This window comes from Burkholderia sp. 22PA0106, from assembly GCF_047497155.1.
GTDB lineage: Bacteria > Pseudomonadota > Gammaproteobacteria > Burkholderiales > Burkholderiaceae > Burkholderia.
This window is the reverse complement of record NZ_CP163163.1, coordinates 2,210,751-2,233,935: the sequence shown is the minus strand read 5'-3', so window position 1 is coordinate 2,233,935 and position 23,185 is coordinate 2,210,751. Positions and strand designations below refer to the sequence as shown.

Annotated in this window: 23 protein-coding genes; 19 read left to right on the top strand and 4 right to left on the bottom strand. The window is 67.3% G+C overall.

Going from position 1 to position 23,185, the window contains the following annotated elements; translation table 11 throughout:
• Nucleotides 1–39 precede the first annotated feature (39 nt).
• Complete coding sequence (locus AB4850_RS24630; protein WP_414442107.1) at nt 40–966, bottom strand: AraC family transcriptional regulator; 927 nt, start codon at nt 964–966, stop codon at nt 40–42.
• A 96-nt stretch (nt 967–1,062) separates the two neighbouring features.
• Here AB4850_RS24630 and AB4850_RS24625 point away from each other — a divergent pair, with 96 nt between their 5' ends.
• Nucleotides 1,063–2,037 (top strand): oxidoreductase, encoded by a 975-nt coding sequence (locus tag AB4850_RS24625; protein WP_414442106.1) that lies wholly within the window; start codon nt 1,063–1,065, stop codon nt 2,035–2,037.
• A gap of 115 nt (nt 2,038–2,152) precedes the next feature.
• On the opposite strand, the gene AB4850_RS24620 is transcribed toward AB4850_RS24625, so the two are convergent.
• Nucleotides 2,153–3,109: an AraC family transcriptional regulator gene (locus AB4850_RS24620; protein ID WP_414445604.1), complete on the bottom strand. Its 957-nt coding sequence runs from the start codon at nt 3,107–3,109 to the stop codon at nt 2,153–2,155.
• Between the two features lie 55 nt (nt 3,110–3,164).
• On the opposite strand from AB4850_RS24620, the gene AB4850_RS24615 reads away from it, so the two are divergent.
• Nucleotides 3,165–4,193, top strand: coding sequence for an SDR family oxidoreductase (locus AB4850_RS24615; RefSeq protein WP_414442105.1), 1,029 nt, complete (start codon nt 3,165–3,167; stop codon nt 4,191–4,193).
• Between the two features lie 204 nt (nt 4,194–4,397).
• Nucleotides 4,398–5,093, top strand: coding sequence for a glutathione S-transferase (locus AB4850_RS24610; RefSeq protein ID WP_414442104.1), 696 nt, complete (start codon nt 4,398–4,400; stop codon nt 5,091–5,093).
• Nucleotides 5,094–5,107: 14 nt separating this feature from the next.
• Here the strand turns inward: AB4850_RS24610 and AB4850_RS24605 are convergent, their stop codons facing one another.
• On the bottom strand, nt 5,108–5,947 hold the full coding sequence (locus tag AB4850_RS24605) for a YkgJ family cysteine cluster protein (RefSeq protein WP_414442103.1): 840 nt from the start codon (nt 5,945–5,947) through the stop codon (nt 5,108–5,110).
• A gap of 297 nt (nt 5,948–6,244) precedes the next feature.
• Between AB4850_RS24605 and AB4850_RS24600 the strand changes: the two genes are divergently transcribed.
• Nucleotides 6,245–7,642 (top strand): purine-cytosine permease family protein, encoded by a 1,398-nt coding sequence (locus AB4850_RS24600; protein WP_414445603.1) that lies wholly within the window; start codon nt 6,245–6,247, stop codon nt 7,640–7,642.
• A gap of 102 nt (nt 7,643–7,744) precedes the next feature.
• On the opposite strand, the gene zwf is transcribed toward AB4850_RS24600, so the two are convergent.
• Nucleotides 7,745–9,220, bottom strand: coding sequence for a glucose-6-phosphate dehydrogenase (gene zwf, locus AB4850_RS24595; RefSeq protein ID WP_414442102.1), 1,476 nt, complete (start codon nt 9,218–9,220; stop codon nt 7,745–7,747).
• 318 nt (nt 9,221–9,538) lie between these two features.
• Between zwf and AB4850_RS24590 the strand changes: the two genes are divergently transcribed.
• From AB4850_RS24590 to AB4850_RS24520, 15 genes are all read left to right on the top strand, one after another.
• On the top strand, nt 9,539–10,117 hold the full coding sequence (locus AB4850_RS24590; protein ID WP_414442101.1) for a TetR/AcrR family transcriptional regulator: 579 nt from the start codon (nt 9,539–9,541) through the stop codon (nt 10,115–10,117).
• Between the two features lie 96 nt (nt 10,118–10,213).
• Nucleotides 10,214–11,089, top strand: a complete 876-nt coding sequence (locus AB4850_RS24585; RefSeq protein WP_414442100.1) for an SDR family NAD(P)-dependent oxidoreductase — start codon at nt 10,214–10,216, stop codon at nt 11,087–11,089.
• Complete coding sequence (locus tag AB4850_RS24580; protein ID WP_414442099.1) at nt 11,086–12,027, top strand: oxidoreductase; 942 nt, start codon at nt 11,086–11,088, stop codon at nt 12,025–12,027. The genes AB4850_RS24585 and AB4850_RS24580 overlap by 4 nt, the downstream gene beginning before the upstream one ends.
• Before the next feature lie 198 nt (nt 12,028–12,225).
• Nucleotides 12,226–12,732 (top strand): DUF1993 domain-containing protein, encoded by a 507-nt coding sequence (locus tag AB4850_RS24575; RefSeq protein WP_414442098.1) that lies wholly within the window; start codon nt 12,226–12,228, stop codon nt 12,730–12,732.
• Nucleotides 12,733–12,789: 57 nt separating this feature from the next.
• Nucleotides 12,790–13,779 (top strand): aldo/keto reductase, encoded by a 990-nt coding sequence (locus tag AB4850_RS24570; protein WP_414442097.1) that lies wholly within the window; start codon nt 12,790–12,792, stop codon nt 13,777–13,779.
• A 479-nt stretch (nt 13,780–14,258) separates the two neighbouring features.
• Complete coding sequence (locus AB4850_RS24565) at nt 14,259–14,660, top strand: DnaJ family domain-containing protein (RefSeq protein ID WP_414442096.1); 402 nt, start codon at nt 14,259–14,261, stop codon at nt 14,658–14,660.
• Nucleotides 14,657–15,355: a tRNA adenosine(34) deaminase TadA gene (gene tadA, locus AB4850_RS24560; protein ID WP_414442095.1), complete on the top strand. Its 699-nt coding sequence runs from the start codon at nt 14,657–14,659 to the stop codon at nt 15,353–15,355. The genes AB4850_RS24565 and tadA overlap by 4 nt, the downstream gene beginning before the upstream one ends.
• 56 nt (nt 15,356–15,411) lie before the next feature.
• Nucleotides 15,412–16,350: a muramoyltetrapeptide carboxypeptidase gene (ldcA, locus tag AB4850_RS24555; RefSeq protein ID WP_414442094.1), complete on the top strand. Its 939-nt coding sequence runs from the start codon at nt 15,412–15,414 to the stop codon at nt 16,348–16,350.
• A gap of 320 nt (nt 16,351–16,670) precedes the next feature.
• A complete protein-coding gene (locus AB4850_RS24550; RefSeq protein ID WP_414442093.1) occupies nt 16,671–17,366 on the top strand; it encodes a GntR family transcriptional regulator in 696 nt (231 codons plus the stop codon).
• 146 nt (nt 17,367–17,512) lie between these two features.
• Nucleotides 17,513–18,988: an NCS1 family nucleobase:cation symporter-1 gene (locus AB4850_RS24545; RefSeq protein ID WP_414442092.1), complete on the top strand. Its 1,476-nt coding sequence runs from the start codon at nt 17,513–17,515 to the stop codon at nt 18,986–18,988.
• Between the two features lie 49 nt (nt 18,989–19,037).
• Nucleotides 19,038–19,889: an aspartate/glutamate racemase family protein gene (locus AB4850_RS24540; protein WP_414442091.1), complete on the top strand. Its 852-nt coding sequence runs from the start codon at nt 19,038–19,040 to the stop codon at nt 19,887–19,889.
• A 169-nt stretch (nt 19,890–20,058) separates the two neighbouring features.
• Complete coding sequence (gene puuE, locus AB4850_RS24535; RefSeq protein ID WP_414442090.1) at nt 20,059–21,009, top strand: allantoinase PuuE; 951 nt, start codon at nt 20,059–20,061, stop codon at nt 21,007–21,009.
• Nucleotides 21,006–21,527 (top strand): 2-oxo-4-hydroxy-4-carboxy-5-ureidoimidazoline decarboxylase, encoded by a 522-nt coding sequence (uraD, locus tag AB4850_RS24530; RefSeq protein WP_414442089.1) that lies wholly within the window; start codon nt 21,006–21,008, stop codon nt 21,525–21,527. Before puuE ends, uraD begins: the two co-directional genes overlap by 4 nt.
• 105 nt (nt 21,528–21,632) lie before the next feature.
• Entirely contained in the window at nt 21,633–22,643 is a 1,011-nt protein-coding gene (gene alc / locus AB4850_RS24525) for an allantoicase (RefSeq protein WP_414442088.1), read from the top strand.
• Nucleotides 22,640–23,152 carry an ureidoglycolate lyase gene (locus AB4850_RS24520; protein ID WP_414442087.1) on the top strand — a complete coding sequence of 171 codons (513 nt, stop codon included), beginning with the start codon at nt 22,640–22,642 and terminating at the stop codon, nt 23,150–23,152. Before alc ends, AB4850_RS24520 begins: the two co-directional genes overlap by 4 nt.
• The last annotated feature ends 33 nt before the right edge of the window (nt 23,153–23,185 follow it).

The window sequence follows — 23,185 nt, the reverse complement described above, 5'->3', positions numbered from 1 at the left end:
CGGCGGACGGCGAGTTCAAACGGCTGACCCGCCATCCGCTCAAGCGTCTCCCACCTCCGCCGTTCGCCGATACTGCCCCGGCGCCACATCCATCACACGTTTGAACGCGCTCCTGAACGCGCTTTCGGACGAATATCCCACGGCCGCCGCCGCCTCCGCTGTCGACACGCCCGCCCGAATCGCGCGCCGCGCCAGGTGCATGCGCCACTGGGTCAGGTAGGTCAGGGGCGGCACGCCCATCATCTCGCGGAACCGAACCGCGAACGACGTTCGCGACATCCCGGCCTCTTTCGCCAGCGCCTCCAGGTTCCAGTTTCGAGCCGGATCGCCGTGGATGCAGCGCAGCGCGACGGACAGGCGAGCGTCGCCGAAACCCTTCAACCAGCCCCGGTCGTCATGCGGTGCGTGCGCTAGATAGGCCCGCAACGTCTGCACGAACAGCAGTTGCGCCAGCCCGGAGATCACGGTGGCCTGGCCAGGCCGGCTGCCGGGCTGCGTTTCCGCAACCAATTGCGCGATCAGCCATGAAATCGGCGCGGCCGCCTCCGTGGCCCGGCTCACGTGGATCAGCGGCGGCAGGCCGCTCAGGAGCAGCGCTTGCCGGTCGGCGTCGATCTGCACCAGGCCGCTCAACATGGTGAAGTCGCTTCCGTGGCCAAGGCGATAGGCGCCGTCGTCGTCCCGGGCGAGCGGCATGGCCGTCGCGCCGGAGATCCGTGCCGGGGCGCTGGCCAGCACCAAGGTATGCGTGCCGCTCATGACCAGGATGTCGCCCGCCGCAAGCTGGCGAGGTTCGTCGGGCAGGCCTTCCATGAAACACCAGCAACGGCCTTCCGTGATGGCGCAGAACTTGATCGAGCCCATCGTGCCGAAGCGTCGCGCCCAAGTGCCGCCCGCCACCAATCGTCCGGACAGGTCGCAGCGGGCTTGGAGAAAATCCAGCAGATCGGATAGCGGGTCGATCATCAGGTTTGAACGATTGCGTATAAAAAATGAACGAATGCGGCTTATAAGTACTGTTTCAGAACATTAGCATGCGGATGTCACTCTTGGAGATCCAGCATGTCTACCCCGCAATCGCCCATTGGCTCGGGCTTCAGAGCCGCTTCCACCGCCGAGGAGGTCATCCGCGGCATCGACCTGACCGGCAAATGCGCCGTCGTCACCGGCGGCTATTCCGGCATCGGTATCGAAACCGTCAAGGCGTTCCGGGCCGCCGGCGCCAAGGTGTTCGTGCCGGCGCGCGATCTCGTGAAGGCGCGGGCCGCCTTGAACGGCATGCCCGATGTGGTGTTGCAGCCGATGGATCTGCTCGATCCGGCATCCATCGACCGTTTCGCCGAACATGTCCTCGATTCGACGGATGCCGTCGATATCCTCGTGAACAATGCCGGCGTCATGGGGCCGCCGCTCGCACGCGACGCGCGCGGATATGAATCCCAGTTTTCGGCGAACCACCTCGGCCACTTTCAACTGACCTGCCGCCTGTGGCCGGCGCTGGTCCGCGCCGGGCAGGCGCGCGTGATTGCACTGAGTTCCTATGGCCATCGTCGGGCCGGCATCGATTTCCACGACGTGAACTTCGAACGCCGAGACTACGACCCGTGGGTGGCCTACGGCCAGGCCAAGACGGCCAATGCACTGTTCTCCGTGGCGCTGGACGCGATCGGCAAGCACTCGGGGGTGCGCGCGTTTTCCGTTCATCCGGGCGGCATCATCACGGACCTGGTTCGTCACATGCCGAGGGAAGCGCTTGAAGCCCAGGACTACATCGACAAGGAAGGCCGGCCGATCATCGATCCGGAAAACAACAAGAAGACGCCGCAGCAAGGTGCTGCGACGAGCGTCTGGTGCGCGACGAGCGCGAGGCTCGACGGCATGGGCGGGGTTTACTGCGCAGACTGCGACATTGCTCGTGCGCTCCCGTCCGACGACTCGGAGGCGCTGAATGGCGTGCGTCCTCGGGCGATGGACGCGGTAGCGGCAGGGCGGCTTTGGCAATTGAGCGAACAGCTTACCGGCGTGCGCATCGATTGATGTTGTTGGGGCAGCGCGTCGAGCGATGGGGCCCCTCATGGCGTATCCAGCCAACGCGCCGCATCGGGCCCACCTCGATGCGGCGCGTTGGCTTGCACCGCCCGGCAAGCGCCGATCACCCCCGAACCCCCAACCGATACGCTCGCGGCGAACTCCCGGTCACGCGCTTGAACGCGTTGCTGAACGCACTCTCCGACGCATACCCGAGCGATTCCGCCAGCACCGCCACCGGCCGGTTCTCCTCCCGCAACGCCCGCTCCGCCAGACGCATGCGCCATTCGGTCAGATAGGTCAGCGGCGCGGTGCCGACCACCGCCTTGAAGTGAAACGCGAAGCTCGTGCGCGACATCGCACACGCCTTGGCCAGTTCGTCGAGATGCCACGCGCGCGCCGGCTCGCCGTGCATCAGGCGCAGCGCCGGGGCGATGCGCGGGTCGCCCAGCGCCCGCAGCCATCCGGCCGGCATCGCGTCCGACGTTTTCAGGTGTGCGCGCAGGATCTGGATGAACAACAACTGCGCGAGTTGCGCGGTCGCCAGTTGGCCGCCAGGCTGCTCGGCCGTGCGTTCTTCCACCAGTTGATCGAGCAGCCAGCGAAACGCGCTGGCCTGCGGCGACGCGGCCGGCACATGAATCCACGGCGGCAGCACGTCGGCCAGCAAGCGCCCGCTGGCCGGATCGAGCAGCACGTGGCCGCCGAGATGCGCGAAATCGGCGCCGTCGCCCAATTGCAGACTGTTGCGGCCCGCGCCGGAAAACACGCTCATCGCATCGAGCGGTTCGAGATCGGGGTCGCTCGCGAGCACGAACGCGCGCCTGGCCGACAGCAGGCCGACGTCGCCGGTGTCGAACCGCACCGGTGCCGGTTCGCCGTCGATGCGGACCCAGCAGCGGCCCTTCACGACCGCGAAGAACTTGATCTTGTCGGGCGCGGGAAAGCGCAGCGCCCACGGGCCGCCCGCCGTGAAACCGCCGGTCACGATCGATTCGGCGCTGGTGAACTTGAGGATGTCGGAAAAGGGATCGGTGCTCATTCTCGTACTATCGCGCAAGTAAATCGCACTTTCAATTATTCACGGTCCGAGTGCCGCTGTCTAAGCTGAGGCTTTGCTCAATCAGGACATCGGCATGAACGACACAACGGTACTCGTCACCGGCGGCACCGGGTTTATCGCGCAGCATTGCATCCTCGCGCTGTTGCGCGAAGGCTATCGCGTGCGCACCACGATCCGCTCGCCGGGGCGCGAGGCGGAAGTGCTCGGCAACCTCGAGCAAGGCGGCGCGCAGCCGGGCGAGCGCCTGAGCTTCGCCATGGCCGACCTTGGCGACGACCGCGGCTGGGCCGAGGCAGCGGCCGGCTGCAACTACGTGCTGCACGGCGCGTCGCCCACGCCATCGGGCAACCATGCCACCGAGGACGACTGGATCCGGCCTGCCGTGGACGGCAACCTGCGCGTGTTGCGCGCCGCGCGCGACGCGGGCGTCAAGCGGGTGGTGCTGACGTCGGCGTTCGGCGCGATCTGCGCGGGGCATGCGCAACTGAGCCGCCCGTTCGACGAGCGCGACTGGAGCAACCTGTCGGGCAAGGTCTGGCCGTATCAGAAGTCGAAGACGCTGTCCGAGCGCGCGGCCTGGGATTTCATCGCGAAAGAGGGCGGCGGGATGGAACTGTCGGCGGTCAATCCGACGGCGGTGATGGGGCCGGTGCTCGGCCCCGACTACTCGCACTCGATCCGCACCATCACCAACATGCTGGACGGCCAGCGCGCCTGCCCGAAGATCAATTGCGGCTTTGTCGACGTGCGCGACGTGGCGGACCTGCACGTGCTCGCGATGCTCCATCCGGCCGCCAACGGCGAGCGCTTTCTCGCGATCGCGGGCCACAGCCTGTGGATGCGCGAGGTGGCCGAGGTGCTGCGCCGCCGGATGGGCGCGGCGGCCGGCAAAGTGTCGGCGCGCGAGCTGCCGAATTGGGTGGTGCGCCTGGCGGCACGGCGGAACCCGGCCATGCGCGGTATCGCGACGCTGCTCGGCCGCGACATGAATGCCACGAGCGCCAAGGCGATCCGGCTGCTCGGCTGGCGGCCGCGGTCGAGCGAGGACGCGATCATCGCCACGGCCGACAGCCTGATCCGGCTCGGCCTGCTCAAGCCTTGACTGGCCATCGGCAAGGCGCGGCTCGCGCCTTGCCGATGGAGCAAGCGCCAAGATCCGTGCCGGCTACCTTCGCACACCGAAGTGATTGAGGTTGCGTATCGCACGCTTTGCCATTAACCTAACGAACGTTAGGTAGTGGTCGACGATCGAAGCATCATCCGTTCGCCGATTGCGTGTCGAAACCCCTCCATCGAAAGGCAATCCATGAGCATCGAACCCATTCACGCCGCTGCGGACACCCGCGCCGTCATGACGATCCACGATTTCGCGACCGGGCCGTATCCGGCCCGCGTACGCATCGCGGTCGCCGAAAAGCAGCTCGAAGCGCAGGTGCGCTTCGAGCGAGTCGATCTTTATCAGGGCGAGCACAAACGTCCGGCGTTCATCGCGGACAAGAACTATTCGGGCACGCTGCCGGTGCTCGAACTGGCTGACGGCACCTGCATCGCCGAATGCACGGCGATCACCGAATACCTCGACGCGCTCGACGGCGAGCCCGCGCTGACGGGCACCACGCCGCTGGAGAAGGGCGTGATCCACATGATGAGCAAGCGCGCGGAGATCGAGCTGCTCGACGCGGTCAGCGTGTATTTCCACCACGGCACGCCGGGCCTGGGGCCGGATGTCGAGCTGTATCAGAACGCCGAATGGGGCTTCCGGCAGCGCGACAAGGCCGTGCGCGGCATGCATTACTTCGACCAAGTGCTGCGGGATCGGCCGTTCGTGGCCGGCGACGCGTTCTCGATGGCCGACATCACCGTGATCGGCGGCCTCGTGTTCGCGGCGATCGTGAAGCTGCCGGTGCCGGAAGCGTGCATCGCGCTGCGCGGCTGGCTCGCACGGATGCTGGCGCGGCCGAGCGTCGCGAAGCAGCCGGCGCTGGCGGTGCTGAACACCTGACGCCGGCTGCTCGATCAGGCCCGCGGCGGTTCGGACAGTTCGGACGGTTCGGACGGTTCGGGCGGTTCGGCATCGAAGAATCCCAGATAGGCGGGGGCGTCACCGGCCGGCGCCGTATCGGTCAGGCGCGCCGGCGCGTCGATCGACAGCAGCGTTGCGAGCGTCGAGGCGCGGTTCGTCACGTAGCGCCACGGATACGGCGAATGCGGCTCGGCGCTGCCGTCGCTGTGCGAGGCCGCCAGTTGCGCGGCTTCGAGCGCGGCGCGCAAGGCCTCGCGCGCCGGCGAATACACGGCGAAGCCCTCGTTGGCGAGCGCGGCCGTGTCGTAGCCGAGTTGCGCGCACAGGTAGGCCTTGGCGAGGCGGTCGCGCTGGTCGGCCTCGCGCGATTGCGCGATCAGCTCGGCGGTGGCGGCATCGACCAACCGGCCCTCGGTCATCAGCACCGGCCGGTCGGCCGACCACGCCTCGGGCGGGCAGGCCTTCGAGGCCGGGTCGAGCGCCAGCGCCGGGTGCGATTCGGCCGGATAGATCCGGCACACGCGCGGACGCTGCTCGTAGGCGCCGCAGGCCATGTCGGCGCGCAGGTGCGGGCACGGCCCGGCGAACGCGGCCACCAGCGTGACCGCCACGCGCACCGGCAGCGTGCCGCAGTGCGCCGCGAACGAACGCCGCCGCCGGTGCTGCGCGAGCAGGTTGTCGGCGGGCGGCTCCTCGGGCCAGGGCACGGCGTCGCAGAACAGCTGCACCTCGCCGCCGCGCGACAGCCAGGTGATCGCTTCGTCAACGGCGAGCGGCAGGCGCAGGTCATGGCAGCAGCGGCCGCACATCGTGCAGGAAAAGTGGACGGACATGATCGGGGGTTGTGGTGGTGTTCGACGCCGTCAATTCGCTGCGCGGGCCGCCGTGGTTACAGTGGCGGCGCACGATGATTTTCATTGCCCAGGTTGACTATTCAAATTTGGCTGGTTGAGATGCGTGCATGAAGCAGCCCAAAGGCGATGCGGGGTAATTCCCGATGTCTGCCAGGATGTCTATACAAGAAGATGCGAGCATGGGCCATCGAGCCCATCCGCCGCCGCGCGTCGTCGGCGATACCAACCGGAGCGCAATACGTGGCGAACCAGAGAGAGGGCCGTGGCAACGGCGCGTTGATCGAAACGCGATCGATCGATTTCATTCCCGACGCGGAGCGTCACGGCAGCCTCGCGAGCCAGTTCACGCTGTGGCTGTCGGCGAACCTGCAGATCACGGCGATCGTCACTGGCGCGCTGGCCGTGGTGCTGGGCGGCGACGTGTTCTGGTCGCTGATCGCGCTGCTGCTCGGCCAGTTGGTGGGCGGCGCGGTGATGGCGCTGCACGGCGCGCAGGGGCCGCAACTGGGGCTGCCGCAGATGATCTCGAGCCGCGTGCAGTTCGGCGTGTACGGCGCGACGATTCCGCTGGTGCTGGTCTGCCTGATGTACGTCGGCTTTTCGGCCAGCGGTTCGGTGCTGGCCGGGGCGGCCGTCGCGCAACTGCTGGGCGTGGGCGACGTGGCCGGCATCGTGCTGTTCGCGATCTGCATCGTGATCCTGACGATCCTCGGCTATCGCACGATCCACCTGATCGGCCGCATCGCCGGCGTGATCGGCGTGGTGGCGTTCGTGTTCATGTTCGCGCGCCTGTTCGCGCAGCACGACATCGGGCTGCTGCTGGCGAACCGGCATTTCTCGATCGCCAGCTTCCTGTTGTCGATGTCCTTGTCGGCGTCGTGGCAGATCGCGTTCGGCCCGTACGTGGCCGACTATTCGCGCTACCTGCCGCGCTCGACATCCTCGCCGGCCACGTTTCTCGCGGTGGGCCTCGGCTCGGTGATCGGCGCGCAGGCCGCGATGGTGTTCGGCGTGTTCGCGGCGGCGCTGGCCGGGGCGCAGTTCGCGCATCACGAGGTGGCGTTCATCGTCGGGCTCGGTTCGACGGGCGCCGTGGCCGGGCTGCTGTACTTCAGCATCGCGTTCGGCAAGGTCACCGTCACCACGCTCAATGCCTACGGCAGCTTCATGTCGATGGCGACCATCGTCAGCGGCTTTCGCGGCCAGCGCACGCTGTCGCACGGCCGGCGGCTCGCCTACATCCTTGCGATGGTGGCCGTGTCGACGGCGCTCGCGATCGCCGGCCGCCACGCGTTCCTGAAGGAATTCACGTCGTTCATCCTGTTCCTGCTGGCGTTCTTCACGCCGTGGAGCGCGATCAACCTGGTCGATTATTACGTCTTCACGCGCTCGCGCTACGACGTGCCGGCGCTGTCGAACCCCGACGGCCGCTATGGCCGCTGGAACGGCATGGCGATCAGCGTCTACGCGGTCGGCATTCTCGTGCAGATGCCGTTCATCTCGACGGGCTTCTACACCGGCCCGCTCGTCGATGCGCTGGGTGGCACCGACATCTCCTGGATACTCGGCCTCGCGGTGCCGGCGCTGCTGTACTACATCGGTGCGCGGGCGTCGTCGCGCAGCATTCCCGAGCGCCTGATCCTGCCGGGCGAGGGCGCACGCGGCGCGAAGTGATCGCCTGATGTGCGTTCAAAAACCCCAGGACGAAAAAAAGCCGGCTGCCCATTCGCAGCCGGCTTTTTCATGCGTGACGAAGCCGCGTGTGACCCCGCGTGCTCAGGCCTCCTCGGCCCACGACATGTTGTCGCGCGCGAGCAGCGCCGACGACGCGGCCGGCCCGAACGTGCCCGCCGTATAGAGGCGCGGCCGATCGCCCGGCTGCTGCCAGCCTTCGAGGATCGGCTCGACCCAGGTCCAGGCCGCTTCGAGTTCGTCGCGGCGCATGAAGTGCGTGAGGCGGCCGCGGATCACGTCGATCAGCAGGCGCTCGTACGCTTCGGCGCGGCGCTCCGGAATCGCCTGCTGCAAATCGAGGTTGAGGCTCACCGGCACCATGTTCATGCCGCTGCCCGGCTCCTTCGCGAGCATCTGCAACTGGATCGATTCCTCGGGCTGCAACTGGATCACTAGGCGGTTGCTGTAGTGGCGCGGGCCGTCGGGGATGATCGAGAACGGCAGGTCGGCGAACTCGATGACGATCTCCGATTGCCGCTTTTGCAGCCGCTTGCCGGTGCGCAGGAAGAACGGCACGTTGGCCCAGCGCCAGTTGTTGATGTGGGCGCGCAGCGCGACGAAGGTTTCGTTGCGGCTGTTCGGCGGCACGTTGTCTTCCTCGAGATAGCCCTTGACCGGCTTGCCGTCCACCGCGCCGGCCGCGTACTGGCCGCGCACCGTGTCGCGCGCGATGTCGGCCGGCGTCATCGGACGCAGTGAGCGCAGCACCTTGAGCTTCTCGTCGCGCACGGCATCGGGGTCGAGCGACACGGGCGGCTCCATCGCGACGATGCAGAGCAGTTGCAGCAGGTGGTTCTGCACCATGTCGCGCAGCGCGCCGGTGTGGTCGTAGAAGCCGGCGCGGCTGCCCACGCCCACCGTTTCCGCCACCGTGATCTGCACGCTGCGGATATACGGCGCCTGCCAGAGCGGCCCGAAGATCGGGTTGCCGAAGCGCAGCACCATCAGGTTCTGCACCGTTTCCTTGCCGAGGTAGTGGTCGATCCGGTAGATCTGCGATTCCGCGAAATGGCGGCCGACGTCGTTGTTGATCGCCTGCGCCGAGGCGAGATCGTGGCCGAGCGGCTTTTCGAGCACCACGCGCGAGGCGGCGTTCAGCAGCTTCGCGGTGTCGAGGTTGTCGCAGATCGTCGTGAACAGCTCCGGCGAGGTCGACAGGTAGAACACGCGGATCGCCTCGTCGCGCGAGGCTTCGGCCAGGCGCTGGTAGTCGGCGGCGGCGTTCACGTCGATCAGCACGTACTGGAACAGGTCGAGGAAGCGGCTCCACGCTTGCGCGTCGAAGGCTTTTTCGTCGATGAACGGACGCGACTGCTCTTCCATGAACTTGCGGTAACCGTCGATGCCCCAGTCACGGCGGCCGACCGCGATGATGCGCGTTTCGGCCGGCAGATTGCCGTGCAGGTGCGCCATGAAGAGCGCGGGCAGCAGCTTGCGGGCGGCGAGGTCGCCGCCGCCGCCGAAGATGATCATGTCGACGGGCGATTCTTTTGCGGCTTGGGAGGTGGGGTGGGTCATGGGTGGTGGGTTCGCGGGTCAAGTCGATGAGCGTTGAACGGACGGCGCATGTTGCGCCGCGGTGCTGCGGAAAACGCTAAGTGTGCCCGGTTTTGCGCGACTTCGCGCACCGGCATGCTGCACGAATTTCACGTGGGTGGCCCGGGCGAGCCGCGAAGGCCCGTCGCGTCGTGTGTTGCGCGGCGACGCGCTAAACACGCTCGACCGGCCGAAACCGGTTAAAGGGACGCATTGCGATGCATCAAAGGGAAATTTCTCTTGTGCGTGGCTGCGTGTTTATCTATGATTGAGCAATCACTCATTTATAGGTGCACGGTTTTGGCCCGTCCTCGCAGTGCCGACAAACAGGAAGCGATTCTCGATGCCGCCGCGCGCGCGCTGGCCGAGCACGGCGCGGCTGCCACCACGGCGCGCATCGCGCGGCTGGCCGGGGTGGCCGAAGGCACGGTGTTCACCTATTTCGACACCAAGGATGCGCTGCTGAACGCGCTGTACCTGCATCTGAAGGACGGCCTGCGCTCGGCGATGATGGGCGCATTTCCGCATGGGGACAGCGTCGAGCGGCGTGCTCGCCATGCCTGGAATGCCTTTGTAGGGTGGGGCGTGACGCATCCCGACGGGCGGCGCGCGCTGCGCCAGCTCGAGGTGGGCGCGAACATCGAGGAAGCGAACCGCGTGGCCGGCGCGAGCGGGTTCGGCGCGGTGCGCGACATGTTTCGCGAATGCCTGTCGGGCATGAGCGGGCTGTCGGACGAGCAGGTCATGAATTTTTGCGGCGCGCTGTTTTCGTCGATGGCCGAGGTCACGATGGACAGCATCGCGCGCGAGCCCGAACAGCAGGAGGCGTACCGCGAAGCCGGTTTTCGGGCGATCTGGGCGGCCTTGCAGGCGCACTGATCGCCATCACGCGCGACGGCGGCGCGACCGATTTCGGTCGTCGCATCGCGTTATTTAATGAGTGAGTAATCATTCATTTTTATCGAGGAGCAAATCATGTCGAAGGTCTGGTTGGTAACGGGAGCGGCGCGCGGCCTGGGTCGTGCGATTTCGGAAGCCGTGTTGGCGGCGGGGGATCGGCTGGTGGCCGGGGTGCGCGAGCCGTCGCGCCTGGCGGATCTCGCCGAGCGCCACGGCGATCGTCTGCGCGTGGTCGAACTCGACGTGACGGACGAGGCGGCCGCGCAGCGCGCCGTGGCCGTCGCAGGCGAATCGTTCGGCCGGCTCGACGTGCTCGTCAACAACGCCGGTTACGGTCACATGGTGCCGTTCGAGCAGATGGGCGCGGACGATTTCCGCGCGCAGGTGGAAACCAACCTGTTCGGCGTGGTCAACCTGACGCGCGCGGCCTTGCCGGTGATGCGCGCGCAGCGCGCGGGCCATATCTTCCAGGTGTCGTCGGTGGGCGGGCGCAGCGCGGCGCCGGGGATGTCGGCGTATCAGGCCGCGAAATGGGCGGTGGGGGGCTTCAGCGACGTGGTCGGCCACGAGGCCGCGCCGTTCGGCGTGCGCGTCTGCACGCTGGAGCCGGGCGGCATGCGCACCGAGTGGGCCGACCGGGCCAAGCAGGCGACACCGGCGATGCTGCCCGACTACGAGGCGTCGGTCGGCAAGATCCTGAACCTGCTCAACGGTTACGCGGGCCGTGAAATGGGCGACCCGGCCCGGATCGCGGCGTTGATCGTCGAGCTGTCGCGCCGCGACGACGTGCCGATGCGGCTGCTGCTCGGCGGCGATGCGCTGTTCGTCTGCGAGCAGGCCGAGACGCTGCGCGCCGAACAAGCCGCGCGCTGGCGCGACACGTCGCTGTCGACGCACTTCGCCGATGCTGATCTGCCCGACGGACTCGACTCCCTGAAGGCCTCGTCATGAACTGGAGCGTGCGCGACATCCCGAGCCAGCAAGGCAGATTCGCGGTGGTGACCGGCGCGACCGGCGGCATCGGCTACGAGACGGCGCTCGCGCTGGCCGGCGCGGGCGCGCGCGTGCTGCTGGCCGGCCGCGACGATGCGAAGGGCGCGGCCGCGTTGCGGGCGATTCGCGCGGCGCATCTGCGCGCCGAGGTCGAATACCGGCGCGTCGATCTGGCCAGCCTCGATGCGGTGCGCGGCTTCGCGGCCGAATTGACGGCGCGGCATCCGGCGCTCGATCTGCTGATCGACAACGCCGGGGTCATGACGCCGCCCGTGCGTCACGCCACGGCGGACGGCTTCGAGCTGCAGTTCGGCACCAACTACCTGTCGCATTTCGCGCTGACCGGCCTGCTGCTGCCGATGCTGCGCGCGGCTCCGGCGCCGCGCGTGGTGATCGTCAGCAGCGGGGCACACCGCTTGCGCGCCGCGATTCATTTCGACGACCTGCAATGGGTTCGCCGCTATGCGCCGTGGCAGGCCTATGCGCAGTCGAAGCTCGCGATCCTGATGTTCGCGTTCGAGTTGCAGCGGCGCAGCGATGCGGCCGGCTGGGGGCTGCATGTGACGGCGGCGCATCCGGGCTTCGCGCGCACCGGTTTGCAGAGCGCCGGCCCGAACCTCGGCGCGACGGGGCGCAGCGCGCTGTTGCGCTGGCTGATGGCGCAGTCGTATCCGTGGATCTCGCAATCGGCGGCGGACGGCGCGCTGCCGACGCTGTTCGCGGCGACCTCGCCCGATGCGGACCGCGCGGGCTACTACGGGCCTCAACACCGCTTCGAGCTGCTCGGGCCGGTCGGCCCGGCAAAGGTGGGCGCCGAGGCGCGCGACGAGGCCGTGGCCGCCAGGCTCTGGACGGTATCGGAGGCGTTGACGGGCGTGAACTGGCCGTCGCCCTGAGCGCCGCGGCGTCCTGCGTGCGCCGATCGCGAACAATCGGCGCCCGGCTTGCGCCGTCGTTACGAAAAGCGTGCAGATTCGTTCCCGCTTGGTGCGCCGATCGCCCGATGTCTGCGGCGATCGGCGAATCGCATTAAGCTTGCGATCGAACGCCGCGAAGCCGGCGCATCGATGCACCCCACCCAGTCAGGAGCTCCCATGTCCGTTTCCCTGTACGACGTTTCCATTTCCGCGCTGGTGCGCGGCCTGCGCAACCTGTCGAAGATCCTCGACAAGGGCGAGGCGCACGCGCGCGAGAAGGGCATCGATCCCGCCACGCTGACCACGGCCCGCCTGTTCGAGGACATGCTGCCGCTGTCGGCCCAGGTGCAGGTGGCCACCGACGCCGTGAAAGGCTGCGTGGCGCGCCTGGCCGGCATCGACGTGCCGTCGTTTCCCGATACCGAACAAAGCTTCGCCGAGCTGCGCGAGCGCATCGCCAAGACCATCGCGTTCGCGGAATCGGTCGACGCCGCGCAGTTCGCCGATGCGGCCACGCGCGCCGTCACGCTGCCGCTGCGCAGCGGTGCGCTCGAATTCACGGGCCTGAGCTACGTGTCGACGTTCGTGCTGCCGAACTTCTATTTCCACGTGACGACGGCCTACGACATCCTGCGTCACAACGGCGTGCCGCTCGGCAAGATGGATTACCTGGGCCTGCGTTGAGCGATTGCGCGCCATTGCCGGCCGGCACGACACTGCTCAACCCACGAGGAATCCGCAATGAAACAACGCAAGCTGGGCCGACAAGGCCTTGAAGTGTCGACGATCGGGCTGGGCTGCATGGGCATGAGCCAGTCCTACGGCACGCCCGACGACGCCGAATCGATCGCCACGCTGCATCGCGCGATCGAGCTCGGCTGCACGTTTCTCGATACGGCGGAGGTGTATGGGCCGTTCACCAACGAGGAACTGCTCGGCCGCGCGCTCGAAGGGCGCCGTCACGAGGTGACGATCGCGACCAAGTTCGGCTTCCGCATCTCGCCGGAAGGCAAGCAGAGCGGTACCGACAGCCGGCCCGAACATATCCGCGAGGCGGTGCACGGCTCGCTCAAGCGGCTGCGCACCGACCATATCGATCTGCTGTACCAGCATCGTGTCGATCCGGCCGTGCCGGTGGAAGACATGGCCGGCGCGGTGCGCGACCTGATCGCGGAAGGCAAGGTGCGATTTTTCGGCATGTCGGAAGCGGGCGAGGACGCGATCCGCCGCGCGCACGCGGTGCAGCCGGTATCGGCGCTGCAAAGCGAGTATTCGATCTGGGAGCGCAATCTCGAGGCGAACGTGCTGCCGGTGCTGCGCGAACTGGGCATCGGCCTCGTGCCGTTCAGCCCGCTCGGGCGCGGGTTCCTGACGGGCCAAGTGAAATCGCTCGACGAGATCGGCGAGCGCGACTATCGCGTGACCAACGACCCGCGTTTCCAGCGCGAGAATTTCGACGCAAACCTGCGGATCGCCCAGGCCGTGCAGGCGATCGCGGCGGCGCGCGGCGTGACGGCGGCCCAGGTGGCGTTGGCGTGGGTGTTGCGCGCAGGCGACGACATCGTGCCGATTCCGGGCACCAAGCGCCGGCGGTATCTGGAAGACAACCTCGGCGCGGCCGATCTGGTGCTGGGCGACGACGATGTCGCGAAGCTCGACGCGGTGCTGGCCGAGATCGGCGTGGCGGGCGACCGTTATCTGCCGGCCGGGTTGGCGCTGGTCAATCGCTGAGGCCGGGCGGCGGGAGCGGGGCGCATGCCCGGCTGGATGAGGGCGGGGACGACGGCATGAGGTGATGCATGAACTGCGGCGCATTGTCGCGATTTTGGTCGCGCCCCAAGCCCGAGGCGCCCGCTGCTGCCGCGGCCTCCGTCATGGGGTCAGAAACGCATCGTCGTTCCGCATGCCCCCCGGCCCAGCCGTTGGTGCCGGCCCCGCTGCAAAACACGCCGCAGCCGCTCAAGCCCAGCAGAAGCACGGCGGCGGCCAGGACAAGCCCTGTTCGAATTGCACTGCGCACGGCAATTTCCTCCTCAATACGGTCCGGCGGCGCGGCCGGCCGGATCTGCCGGCCACGCCGTGACAATCCGGGCCAGCATAACGGCTTTCGTCAATGGGCGAGTGCGGCAATCGAGCATTTGCTCCAGAGGGCTGGCAGTTGCCCGATCCCCTGTTAGAATCGCCAGGCCGCATTGCCTTGAATTGCTCGAATGAGACTGCTTGACGCCCTGGTCGAACAACGTATTGCCGCTGCCGCTGCGCGTGGGGAGTTCAACGACCTGCCGGGAACCGGTGCGCCGACGGAACTGGATGACGGTCTGCTCGTCCCGGCCGAGGTGCAGATGGCCAATCGGATCCTGAAGCACGCGGGCTTTGCCCCGCCCGCGCTCGAGCAGCTTCGCGCCTTGTGCCACCTGCAGGACGAAATGCGCGCGGTCAGCGATCGCGCCACGCGGTGCCGCCTGCAGGCCAAGATGCTGGCCCTCGACATGGCTCTCGAATCGTTGCGCGGCGGCCCGCTGGTCGTGCCGCGCGAATACTGCCGCCGCATTGCCGAACGCCTGTCCGAGCGCGTGCTCGACGATGGCGCCGGCGAAGCGGGGGCCGCGTGAGCAGCGCATTCCCTCCGGCGCGCGACGCGCGCGCCACCTCCGACGATCTTCCCGTTGTGCCCGATTCCACGGATCTTTCCGCTCCCGCTCCCGCTCCCGCTGTCGCTGTCGCTGTCGCTGTCGACCCGGCCGCGGAACGCGACCGCTACTACATGCGCATGGCGCTGGAAGCGGCCGAACAGGCGCGTGCTGCGGGCGAGGTGCCGGTGGGCGCGGTGATCGTGCGCGGCGACGAGGTGATCGCACGCGGCTTCAATCATCCGATCGGCGGCCATGATCCGTCGGCTCACGCCGAAATGGCCGCCTTGCGCGCGGCTGCGCAAGCGCTCGGCAACTATCGCCTGCCGGGCTGCGAACTCTACGTGACGCTCGAACCGTGCCTGATGTGCTCGGGCGCGATCATGCATGCGCGGATCGCCCGCGTGGTGTTCGGCGCGGCCGATCCGAAAACGGGCGCGTGCGGCAGCGTGATCGACGCGTTCGCCAATCCGCAACTGAACCATCACGCGACCGTGACGGGCGGCGTGCTCGCCGACGCGTGCGGCGATGCGCTGCGCACGTTCTTTGCCGAACGCCGCCGGGCGGCGCGCGAGGCGCGACAGGCGGCCAATGCCGACGTGGCGGCGCAGCCGGACGGCAAGGCCTGCGGTTGCGGCTACGATCACGACCACGACAGCGCCTCCACGGCCGACTGAACCAGTCGTCATCGCCCGGCTCTAACCGGGCTGTCCCCTTTTTCGATACGCGACCGATGGCTTCCACCTCTCTCTCGCCGCGCACCATCCGACTGCTCGGGCCGTCCGGTTACCCGCACGATCCGGCTGCAATCCAGCGCGCGATCGAACGTTTCGGCGATCAGCATCACGTGGTGCAGAACCTGGCCGCCACGCAGCGGCGCCACCAGCGCTTCGCCGGCACTGACGCCGAGCGCGCCGACGATCTGAACCGCCTCGGCGACCGGTCGCAGCCGCTGCCCGACATCGGCCTGGCGGTGCGCGGCGGCTCGGGCGCGGCGCGCATCCTCGAACGCCTCGACTACCGCGCGCTCGAACGCCTGCGCGACCAGCCTGTCGCGCTATGCGGCCACAGCGATTTCACGGCGATCCAGCTCGCGCTGCTGGCCAAATCGGGCGTCAAAAGCTTCGGCGGCCCGATGCTGTCGGCCGATTTCGGCGCCGTGAGGCCGAGCGAATTCACCATGACGCAGTTCTGGTCGACGCTTTCGCAACCCACCACCACGATCCTCGGCGATGCCCCGCAACAGCAGGCGGTCAACGTGGCGGGCACGTTGTGGGGCGGCAATCTCGCGATCCTGGCCTCGCTGGTCGGCACACCGTACATGCCGCAAATCGAGGGCGGCATCCTGTTCATCGAGGATGTGAACGAGCAGCCGTTTCGCATCGAACGGATGATCTACACGCTCCATTACGCCGGCATCCTGGCGCGCCAGCAGGCGCTCGTGCTCGGGCAGTTCACCGGCGCGCGCGCGTTCGACTACGACAACGGCTACGACATGCAGGCGATGATCGACCAGGTGCGCGAGACGATCGGCATCCCGATCGTGACGGGCTTGCAGTTCGGCCACGTGCCCGACATGGTCACGCTGCCGGTAGGCGGGCAGGCGCAGCTCGTTGCCAACGAACATGGGTTCCGGCTGTCGATATCCGACTATCCGGTGCTGGCCCGATAGGAATCGACGCGACAGCGCGCGGCAAAAGGCGGGGATCCGCCTTTTTTTATATCCAAAATCGCAACTAACGGTCCAGCATTCGAGGCGACTTCGAGAGCGGCATGCTCCATCGTTGCGCATGGATTGTTGACAAAATATTCGATCGGTCGAGAGCGGAAGTCTTGACTGGTTTGCATGAGATCCTTGTGGGTGCACGATTTTGACGCACTCGCACCGTTTGGGCGCGTTTCAATGGTCGACAATCGTGCAAAATCGGCGGGATAAATTGTTGACAATATTTATGTCCGCCCTAGCATGACGAACATAACGAGATAGCAAACATGACCAAGCAGGAAACCGCAGCGCCGGCGCTGACGCCGGAAGCGATTGCCGAACGGATCCGCACTGCGATCCTCGAGCATCGGCTCGCGCCGGGCGCGAAGCTGACCGAGGCGCAGTTGTGCGACGTGTTCGGCGTGAAGCGCGGCCCGATCCGGCAGGCGCTCGCGCTGCTGGCGACGGACCGGCTCGTCGATCTCGAGCCGAACCGCGGTGCGTTCGTCGCCAGCCCGTCGCTGCAAGAGGTGCACGAGGTGTTCGAACTGCGGCGGATCATCGAGCTGGCGGTGGTCGAACGGCTGGCGACGGGACCGGGCGCGAAGCGCCTGAAGGGCATCGCGAGCGGTATCGAGCGCGAGCGCGATGCGTTCGAGCGGCGCGATTTCGCCGCGTGGATCCGGTTGTCGGGCGAGTTCCACACGGCGCTCGCCGCGTTGACCGGCAACGGCACGCTGTGCGATTGCCTGAACGGGCTGGTGGCGCGTTCGACGCTGATGTCGGCGCTCTACGAGGCGCACGGTCGCAACGCGTGCTCGTTCGACGATCACGCCGAGATCGTCGCGGCGCTCGAAGCCGGCGATGCCGCGCGGGCGGCGAAGCTGATGGCGCATCACCTGCAGCACGTGGAACTGAGGATGCTGGACCGCCCCGCGCAGGGTGCGGTCGATTTGCGCGACGTGTTCGGCGGCGCGGGCTGACGGCCCGCGCGCCACGCCCGCGCCGACGAGCTGACGGAATGCTGGCGGCAGCCTCGCTGCCGCACGCGGGCGTGGCCTGACCTCGATGTCGGGCCGCGATTTCAATGACGATCGCGCGGCTCGACCGCGGCAGGCAAGGAGATGTCATGGCTCAGTTCGGTATCGCGCAGGCCAACCCCCCGTATCACGCGGGCACCCCTCCGGACGGCGAGGCGTTGCGGCCCGCCGCCTACAGCGAGCGGCTCTGCAACGACGACCTCGCACCGCTCGAAAAACAAGGCTGGGGCGCCTACAACATCTTCGCGTTCTGGATGTCGGACGTGCATTCGGTGGGCGGCTACGTGTTCGCCGGCAGCCTGTTCGCGCTGGGCCTGACGAGCTGGCAGGTGCTGGTGTCGCTGATCGTCGGCATCGCGATCGTCAACGCGCTCTGCAACCTGATCGCCCGGCCGAGCCAGCAGCTCGGCGTGCCGTATCCGGTCGCCTGCCGCGCCACCTTCGGCGTGCTCGGCGCCAACGTGCCGGCCGTGATCCGCGGCCTGATCGCGGTGGCCTGGTACGGCATCCAGACCTTTCTCGCTTCCAGTGCGCTGGTGATCGTGGTGCTCAAGTTCGTGCCGCAGTGGATGCCCTATGCGGACGTGCACCGCTACGGCTTCCTCGGGCTGTCGGCGCTCGGCTGGGCCGGCTTCATGCTGCTCTGGGTGCTGCAGGCGCTGGTGTTCTGGAACGGCATGGAAACCATCAAGAAGTTCATCGACTTCGCCGGGCCGGCCGTGTACGTGGTGATGTTCGTGCTGGCCGGCTACATGGTGTGGCGCGCGGGCTGGCGCAACATCGGCCTGAACCTGGGCGGCGTGCGCTATCACGGCGCCGATGCGATTCCGGTGATGATCACGGCGATCGCGCTGGTGGTGTCGTATTTCTCGGGGCCGATGCTGAACTTCGGCGATTTCTCGCGCTACTGCAACAGCTATCGCGCCGTGAAGCGCGGCAATTTCTGGGGCCTGCCGGTCAACTTCCTGGCGTTCTCGCTGGTCACCGTGATCACCACGGCCGCCACGCTGCCGGTGTTCGGAGAACTGATTACCGACCCGGTTGCAACCGTCGGCCGCATCGATCATCCGACCGCGGTGATCCTCGGTGCGCTGACCTTCACGATCGCCACCATCGGCATCAACATCGTCGCGAACTTCGTGTCGCCCGCGTTCGACTTCTCGAACGTCGCGCCGCGCCTGATCAGCTGGCGCGCGGGCGGGATGCTGGCCGCCGTGGCGTCGATCTTCATCACGCCCTGGAACCTGTTCAACAACCCGGCCGTGATCCATTACACGCTCGATGTGCTCGGCAGCTTCATCGGGCCACTGTACGGTGTCCTGATCGTCGACTTCTATCTGATCAAGCGCGGCAAGCTCGATCGCGACGATCTGTACACGCTGTCGGAAACGGGCGCGTACTGGTATCGCGGCGGCGTGAACCGGCGTGCGGTGTTCGCGCTGCTGCCGGCCGCGGCGATCGCGATCGCCTGCGTGATGGTGCCGTCGCTGGGCGCGCTCGCCAACTTCTCGTGGTTCGTCGGCGCGATCCTGGCCGGGCTCGTGTATCGCGCCATCGCGAAGTGAGCGGCATGCCGGCCCGAACGTGGCCGAGATGGAAATTCAGGAGACGACAATGAAAATCAAGCTCATCAATCCGAACACCACGCAGCGCATGACCGACGCGATGGGGCGCTGTGCGCGCGAGGTCGTCAACGCCGGCACCGCCGTGGTGGCGGTCAGCCCGACCATGGGGCCGCCGTCGATCGAGAGCCACTACGACGACGCGCTCGCGGTGCCGGGCCTGCTGGCCGAAATCGCGGCCGGCGAGCGCGACGGCTTCGACGGCTACGTGATCGCCTGCTTCGGCGATCCGGGCCTGTACGCGGCGCGCGAGATCTCGCGCGGCCCGGTGGTCGGCATCGCCGAGGCCGCGATGCACGCGGCCAGCGTGCTCGCGCCCGGCTTCTCGGTGGTGACCACGCTGTCGCGCACCTGTGGCCTGGCCTGGCATCTGGCCGAACGCTACGGCATGCAGCGCTTCTGCCGCAACGTGCGCGCCACCGACGTGGCCGTGCTCGAACTCGACCGGCCCGGTTCGCCGGCGCGCCAGTTGATCGTGGACGAATGCCGTCGCGCGCTCGACGAGGACGGCGCTGGTGCGATCGTGCTCGGCTGCGCCGGCATGGCCGAGTTCGCGCGCGAGGTGGAGCAGGCGATCGGCGCGCCGGTGGTGGAGGGCGTGACGGCCGCCGTGAAATGGGTCGAGATGCTGATTGCGCTGCGCCTGTCGACGGCCAAGCGCGGCGACTATGCGCGCCCGCTCGCGAAGCGCTACGACGGCGAGTTCGCGCGATTCGGCCCCGATGCCGACGGCCTGCCGGCCGGCATCGCCGGCAGCGGCAGGGCGGTCTCGGTGGTGGCCTCCGATGCCACCGCCGAAGCCGCGTCGGCGCGCATGCCGCAAGCGCACATACACCCCGTGTGACACGCACTATCGGTTTGGCTGTATGCGCGTTGCGAGGCCTTTTCGCTACACTGGCCCATCCCTCGCAACGGTGCACGAAGACGCCCGATCCGTTACGGATTGCCCGCCGAATCCCGTCTCCGCGCGCCGTTGCGAACCCCTCTCCACGGGATTTCATTCGTACTCCACCATGTCACACGATTCCCACTATCCGCGCGATCTGATCGGCTACGGCCGGTATCCGGTGCAGGCGAACTGGCCGGGGCGCGCACGCGTCGCCGTGCAGTTCGTGCTCAATTACGAGGAAGGCGGCGAGAACTGCGTGCTGCACGGTGATCCGGGCTCCGAACAATTCCTGTCCGAGATCGTCGGCGCGGCGGCCTATCCGTCTCGTCACATGAGCATGGAATCGATCTACGAATACGGCTCGCGGGCGGGCGTGTGGCGAATCCTGCGCGAGTTCGAGAAGCGCGGCCTGCCGCTGACGGTATTCGGCGTGGGCATGGCGATGGAGCGGCACCCCGAGCTGTCGCGCGCGTTCGTCGAGCTGGGCCACGAGATCGCGTGTCACGGCTGGCGCTGGATCCACTATCAGGACATGACGCCCGAACGCGAGGCCGAGCACATGCGGCTCGGCATGGAAGCGATCGAGCGCGTGACCGGCGTGCGGCCGCTCGGCTGGTATACCGGCCGCGACAGCCCCAATACGCGCCGGCTGGTGGCCGAGCACGGCGGGTTCCTGTACGACTCCGATTACTACGGCGACGACCTGCCGTTCTGGGCCGAGGTGCCCGTCACGGGCGGCGCAAGCGTGCCGCAACTGATCGTGCCGTACACGCTCGACACCAACGACATGCGCTTCGCGACGCCGCAAGGTTTCAACACGGCCGACCATTTCTTCCAGTACCTGCGCGATGCGTTCGACGTGCTGTACGAAGAGGGCGACGAAGCGCCGAAGATGCTGTCGATCGGCATGCATTGCCGGCTGCTCGGCCGGCCCGGCCGCTTCCGTGCCTTGCAGCGGTTCCTCGATCACATCGAGCGGCACGATCGCGTGTGGGTGACGCGCCGCGTCGACATCGCGCGCCACTGGCGCGAACACCATCCGTATTCCACCAACCGACGCGAAGGGACGGCATGAAGGCGATGCAATACACGTTGGCAAAACTGAACACCATGACGACCGACGGGTTCGTCGCCACGCTGTCGGGCATTTTCGAGCATTCGCCCTGGGTGGCCGCGGCGGCGGCCGGTGCGCGCCCTTACGCAAGCATCGATGCGCTGCACGCGACGATGTCCGGTGTGGTCGAGCGGGCCGGCGTGGAGCCGCAGCTTGCGCTGATCAATGCCCACCCGGAGCTGGCCGGCAAGGCCGCCGTGCGCGGCGAGCTGACCGCCGAATCGACGCGCGAGCAGAGCGGGGCCGGCCTCGATCAATGCACGCAGGCCGAGTTCGATCGCCTGCAGCAGCTCAATCGGATCTATCGCGAGAAGTTCGGATTCCCGTTCATTCTTGCCGTGCGCGGCTACGACCGCCACGGCATCATCGCCAACTTCGAAGCGCGCGTGGCCAACACGCGCGAGCAGGAGTTGCGCGCCAGCCTCGACCAGATCTACCGGATCGCGCGTCTGCGGCTCGACGATCTGATCGACGCCTGAGTTTCGCCATGCGCCGCGCGGGGTTTGCCGCGCGACGCGACGCACACGTGGCGCCCGTCAAGGCGGGCGCCGCGCTCTTCACGCACTTCGAATAAGGACATCATCATGGCCATGCCGCTGCTCGATCCCAATGCTCCCGAATTCACGCGTCGCTACGTGAACCTCGCCGATCCGCGTCTCGGGGCACAGGCACTCGAGGCGAGCGACGATTTCTTCGCACCGAAGGATCGCATGCTGAATCCGGAACCGGCCGTGTTCATTCCGGGCAAGTACGACGATCACGGCAAGTGGATGGACGGTTGGGAAACGCGCCGCAAGCGTGTGTCCGGCTACGACTGGTGCATCGTGAAGCTCGCGCGCCCCGGCGTGATCAAGGGCCTCGACATCGATACCAGCCACTTCACCGGCAACTTCCCGCCGGCTGCGTCGGTCGAAGCCTGCCGTGCGGACGGCGCACCGAACCAGTCGACTCGCTGGGTCGAGATCGTGCCGTCCACCACGTTGCAGGGCAACCACCACCATTACGTCGACGTGAACGACGCCGCGCCGTACACGCACTTGCGCGTCAACATCTATCCCGATGGCGGCATCGCGCGATTGCGCGTCTACGGCCAACCGCAGCTCGATTGGGAAGGCGCGAGCCGCAGCGAGTTGTTCGATCTGGCCGCGATGGAGAACGGCGGCTATGTGGTTGCCGCGAACAACCAGCACTTCGGGCCGGCGTCGACCATCCTGCTGCCGGGCCGTGGCGTGAACATGGGCGATGGTTGGGAAACGCGTCGCCGCCGCGAGCCGGGCAACGACTGGGCGATCATCGCGCTGGCGCGGCCGGGCGTGATCCGCAAGATCGAAGTCGATACCGCGCACTTCAAGGGCAACTATCCCGATCGCTGCTCGATCCAGGCCGCTCAGGTGACGGGCGGCACCGACAGCTCGCTCGTCACGCAGGCGATGTTCTGGCCGGTGCTGCTCGGCGAGCAGAAGTTGCAGATGGACAAGCAGCACATCTTCGAATCGGAGCTGGCCGCGCTCGGCCCGGTCACGCACGTGCGCCTGAACATCATTCCGGACGGCGGCGTATCGCGTCTGCGTTTGTGGGGCACGCTCGGCCAATGAAGACGCTGACCATCGAGGCGCTGACGCGTGAGGCATTCGCGCCGTTCGGCGACGTGATCGAGACCGAGGGCGCGAAGCAGATCCCGATCAATCTCGGCACGACGATCCGCTTTCACGATCTCGCCCACGTCGACGTGAACGATGAGGGCGGCCGTACGCTCGTCAACCTGTTTCGCGGGCAGCCGCGCGCGCTGCCGTTTGAGGTCACGATGCTCGAACGGCATCCTCTTGGCAGCCAGGCGTTTCTGCCGCTGTCGACGCAGCCTTATCTCGTCGTCGTGGCGCCCGCCGGCGAGCTCGATGCCACGAAGATCCGTGCGTTCGTGTCGAGCGGCTGGCAGGGCGTCAATTACGCGAAAGGGGTTTGGCATCACCCGCTGATCGCGCTGGAGGAAGTCAGCGATTTCGTCGTGGTCGATCGCGGCGGAGAGGGGCTCAATCTCAATGAGCAGGTGCTTGGAGAGTCGCTTTGGTTGACGGATGAGGCGATGCATCGAGTGGCGGCTTGAGCGTGAGTTGCCGGCTCGCCTGAGCGGCATATG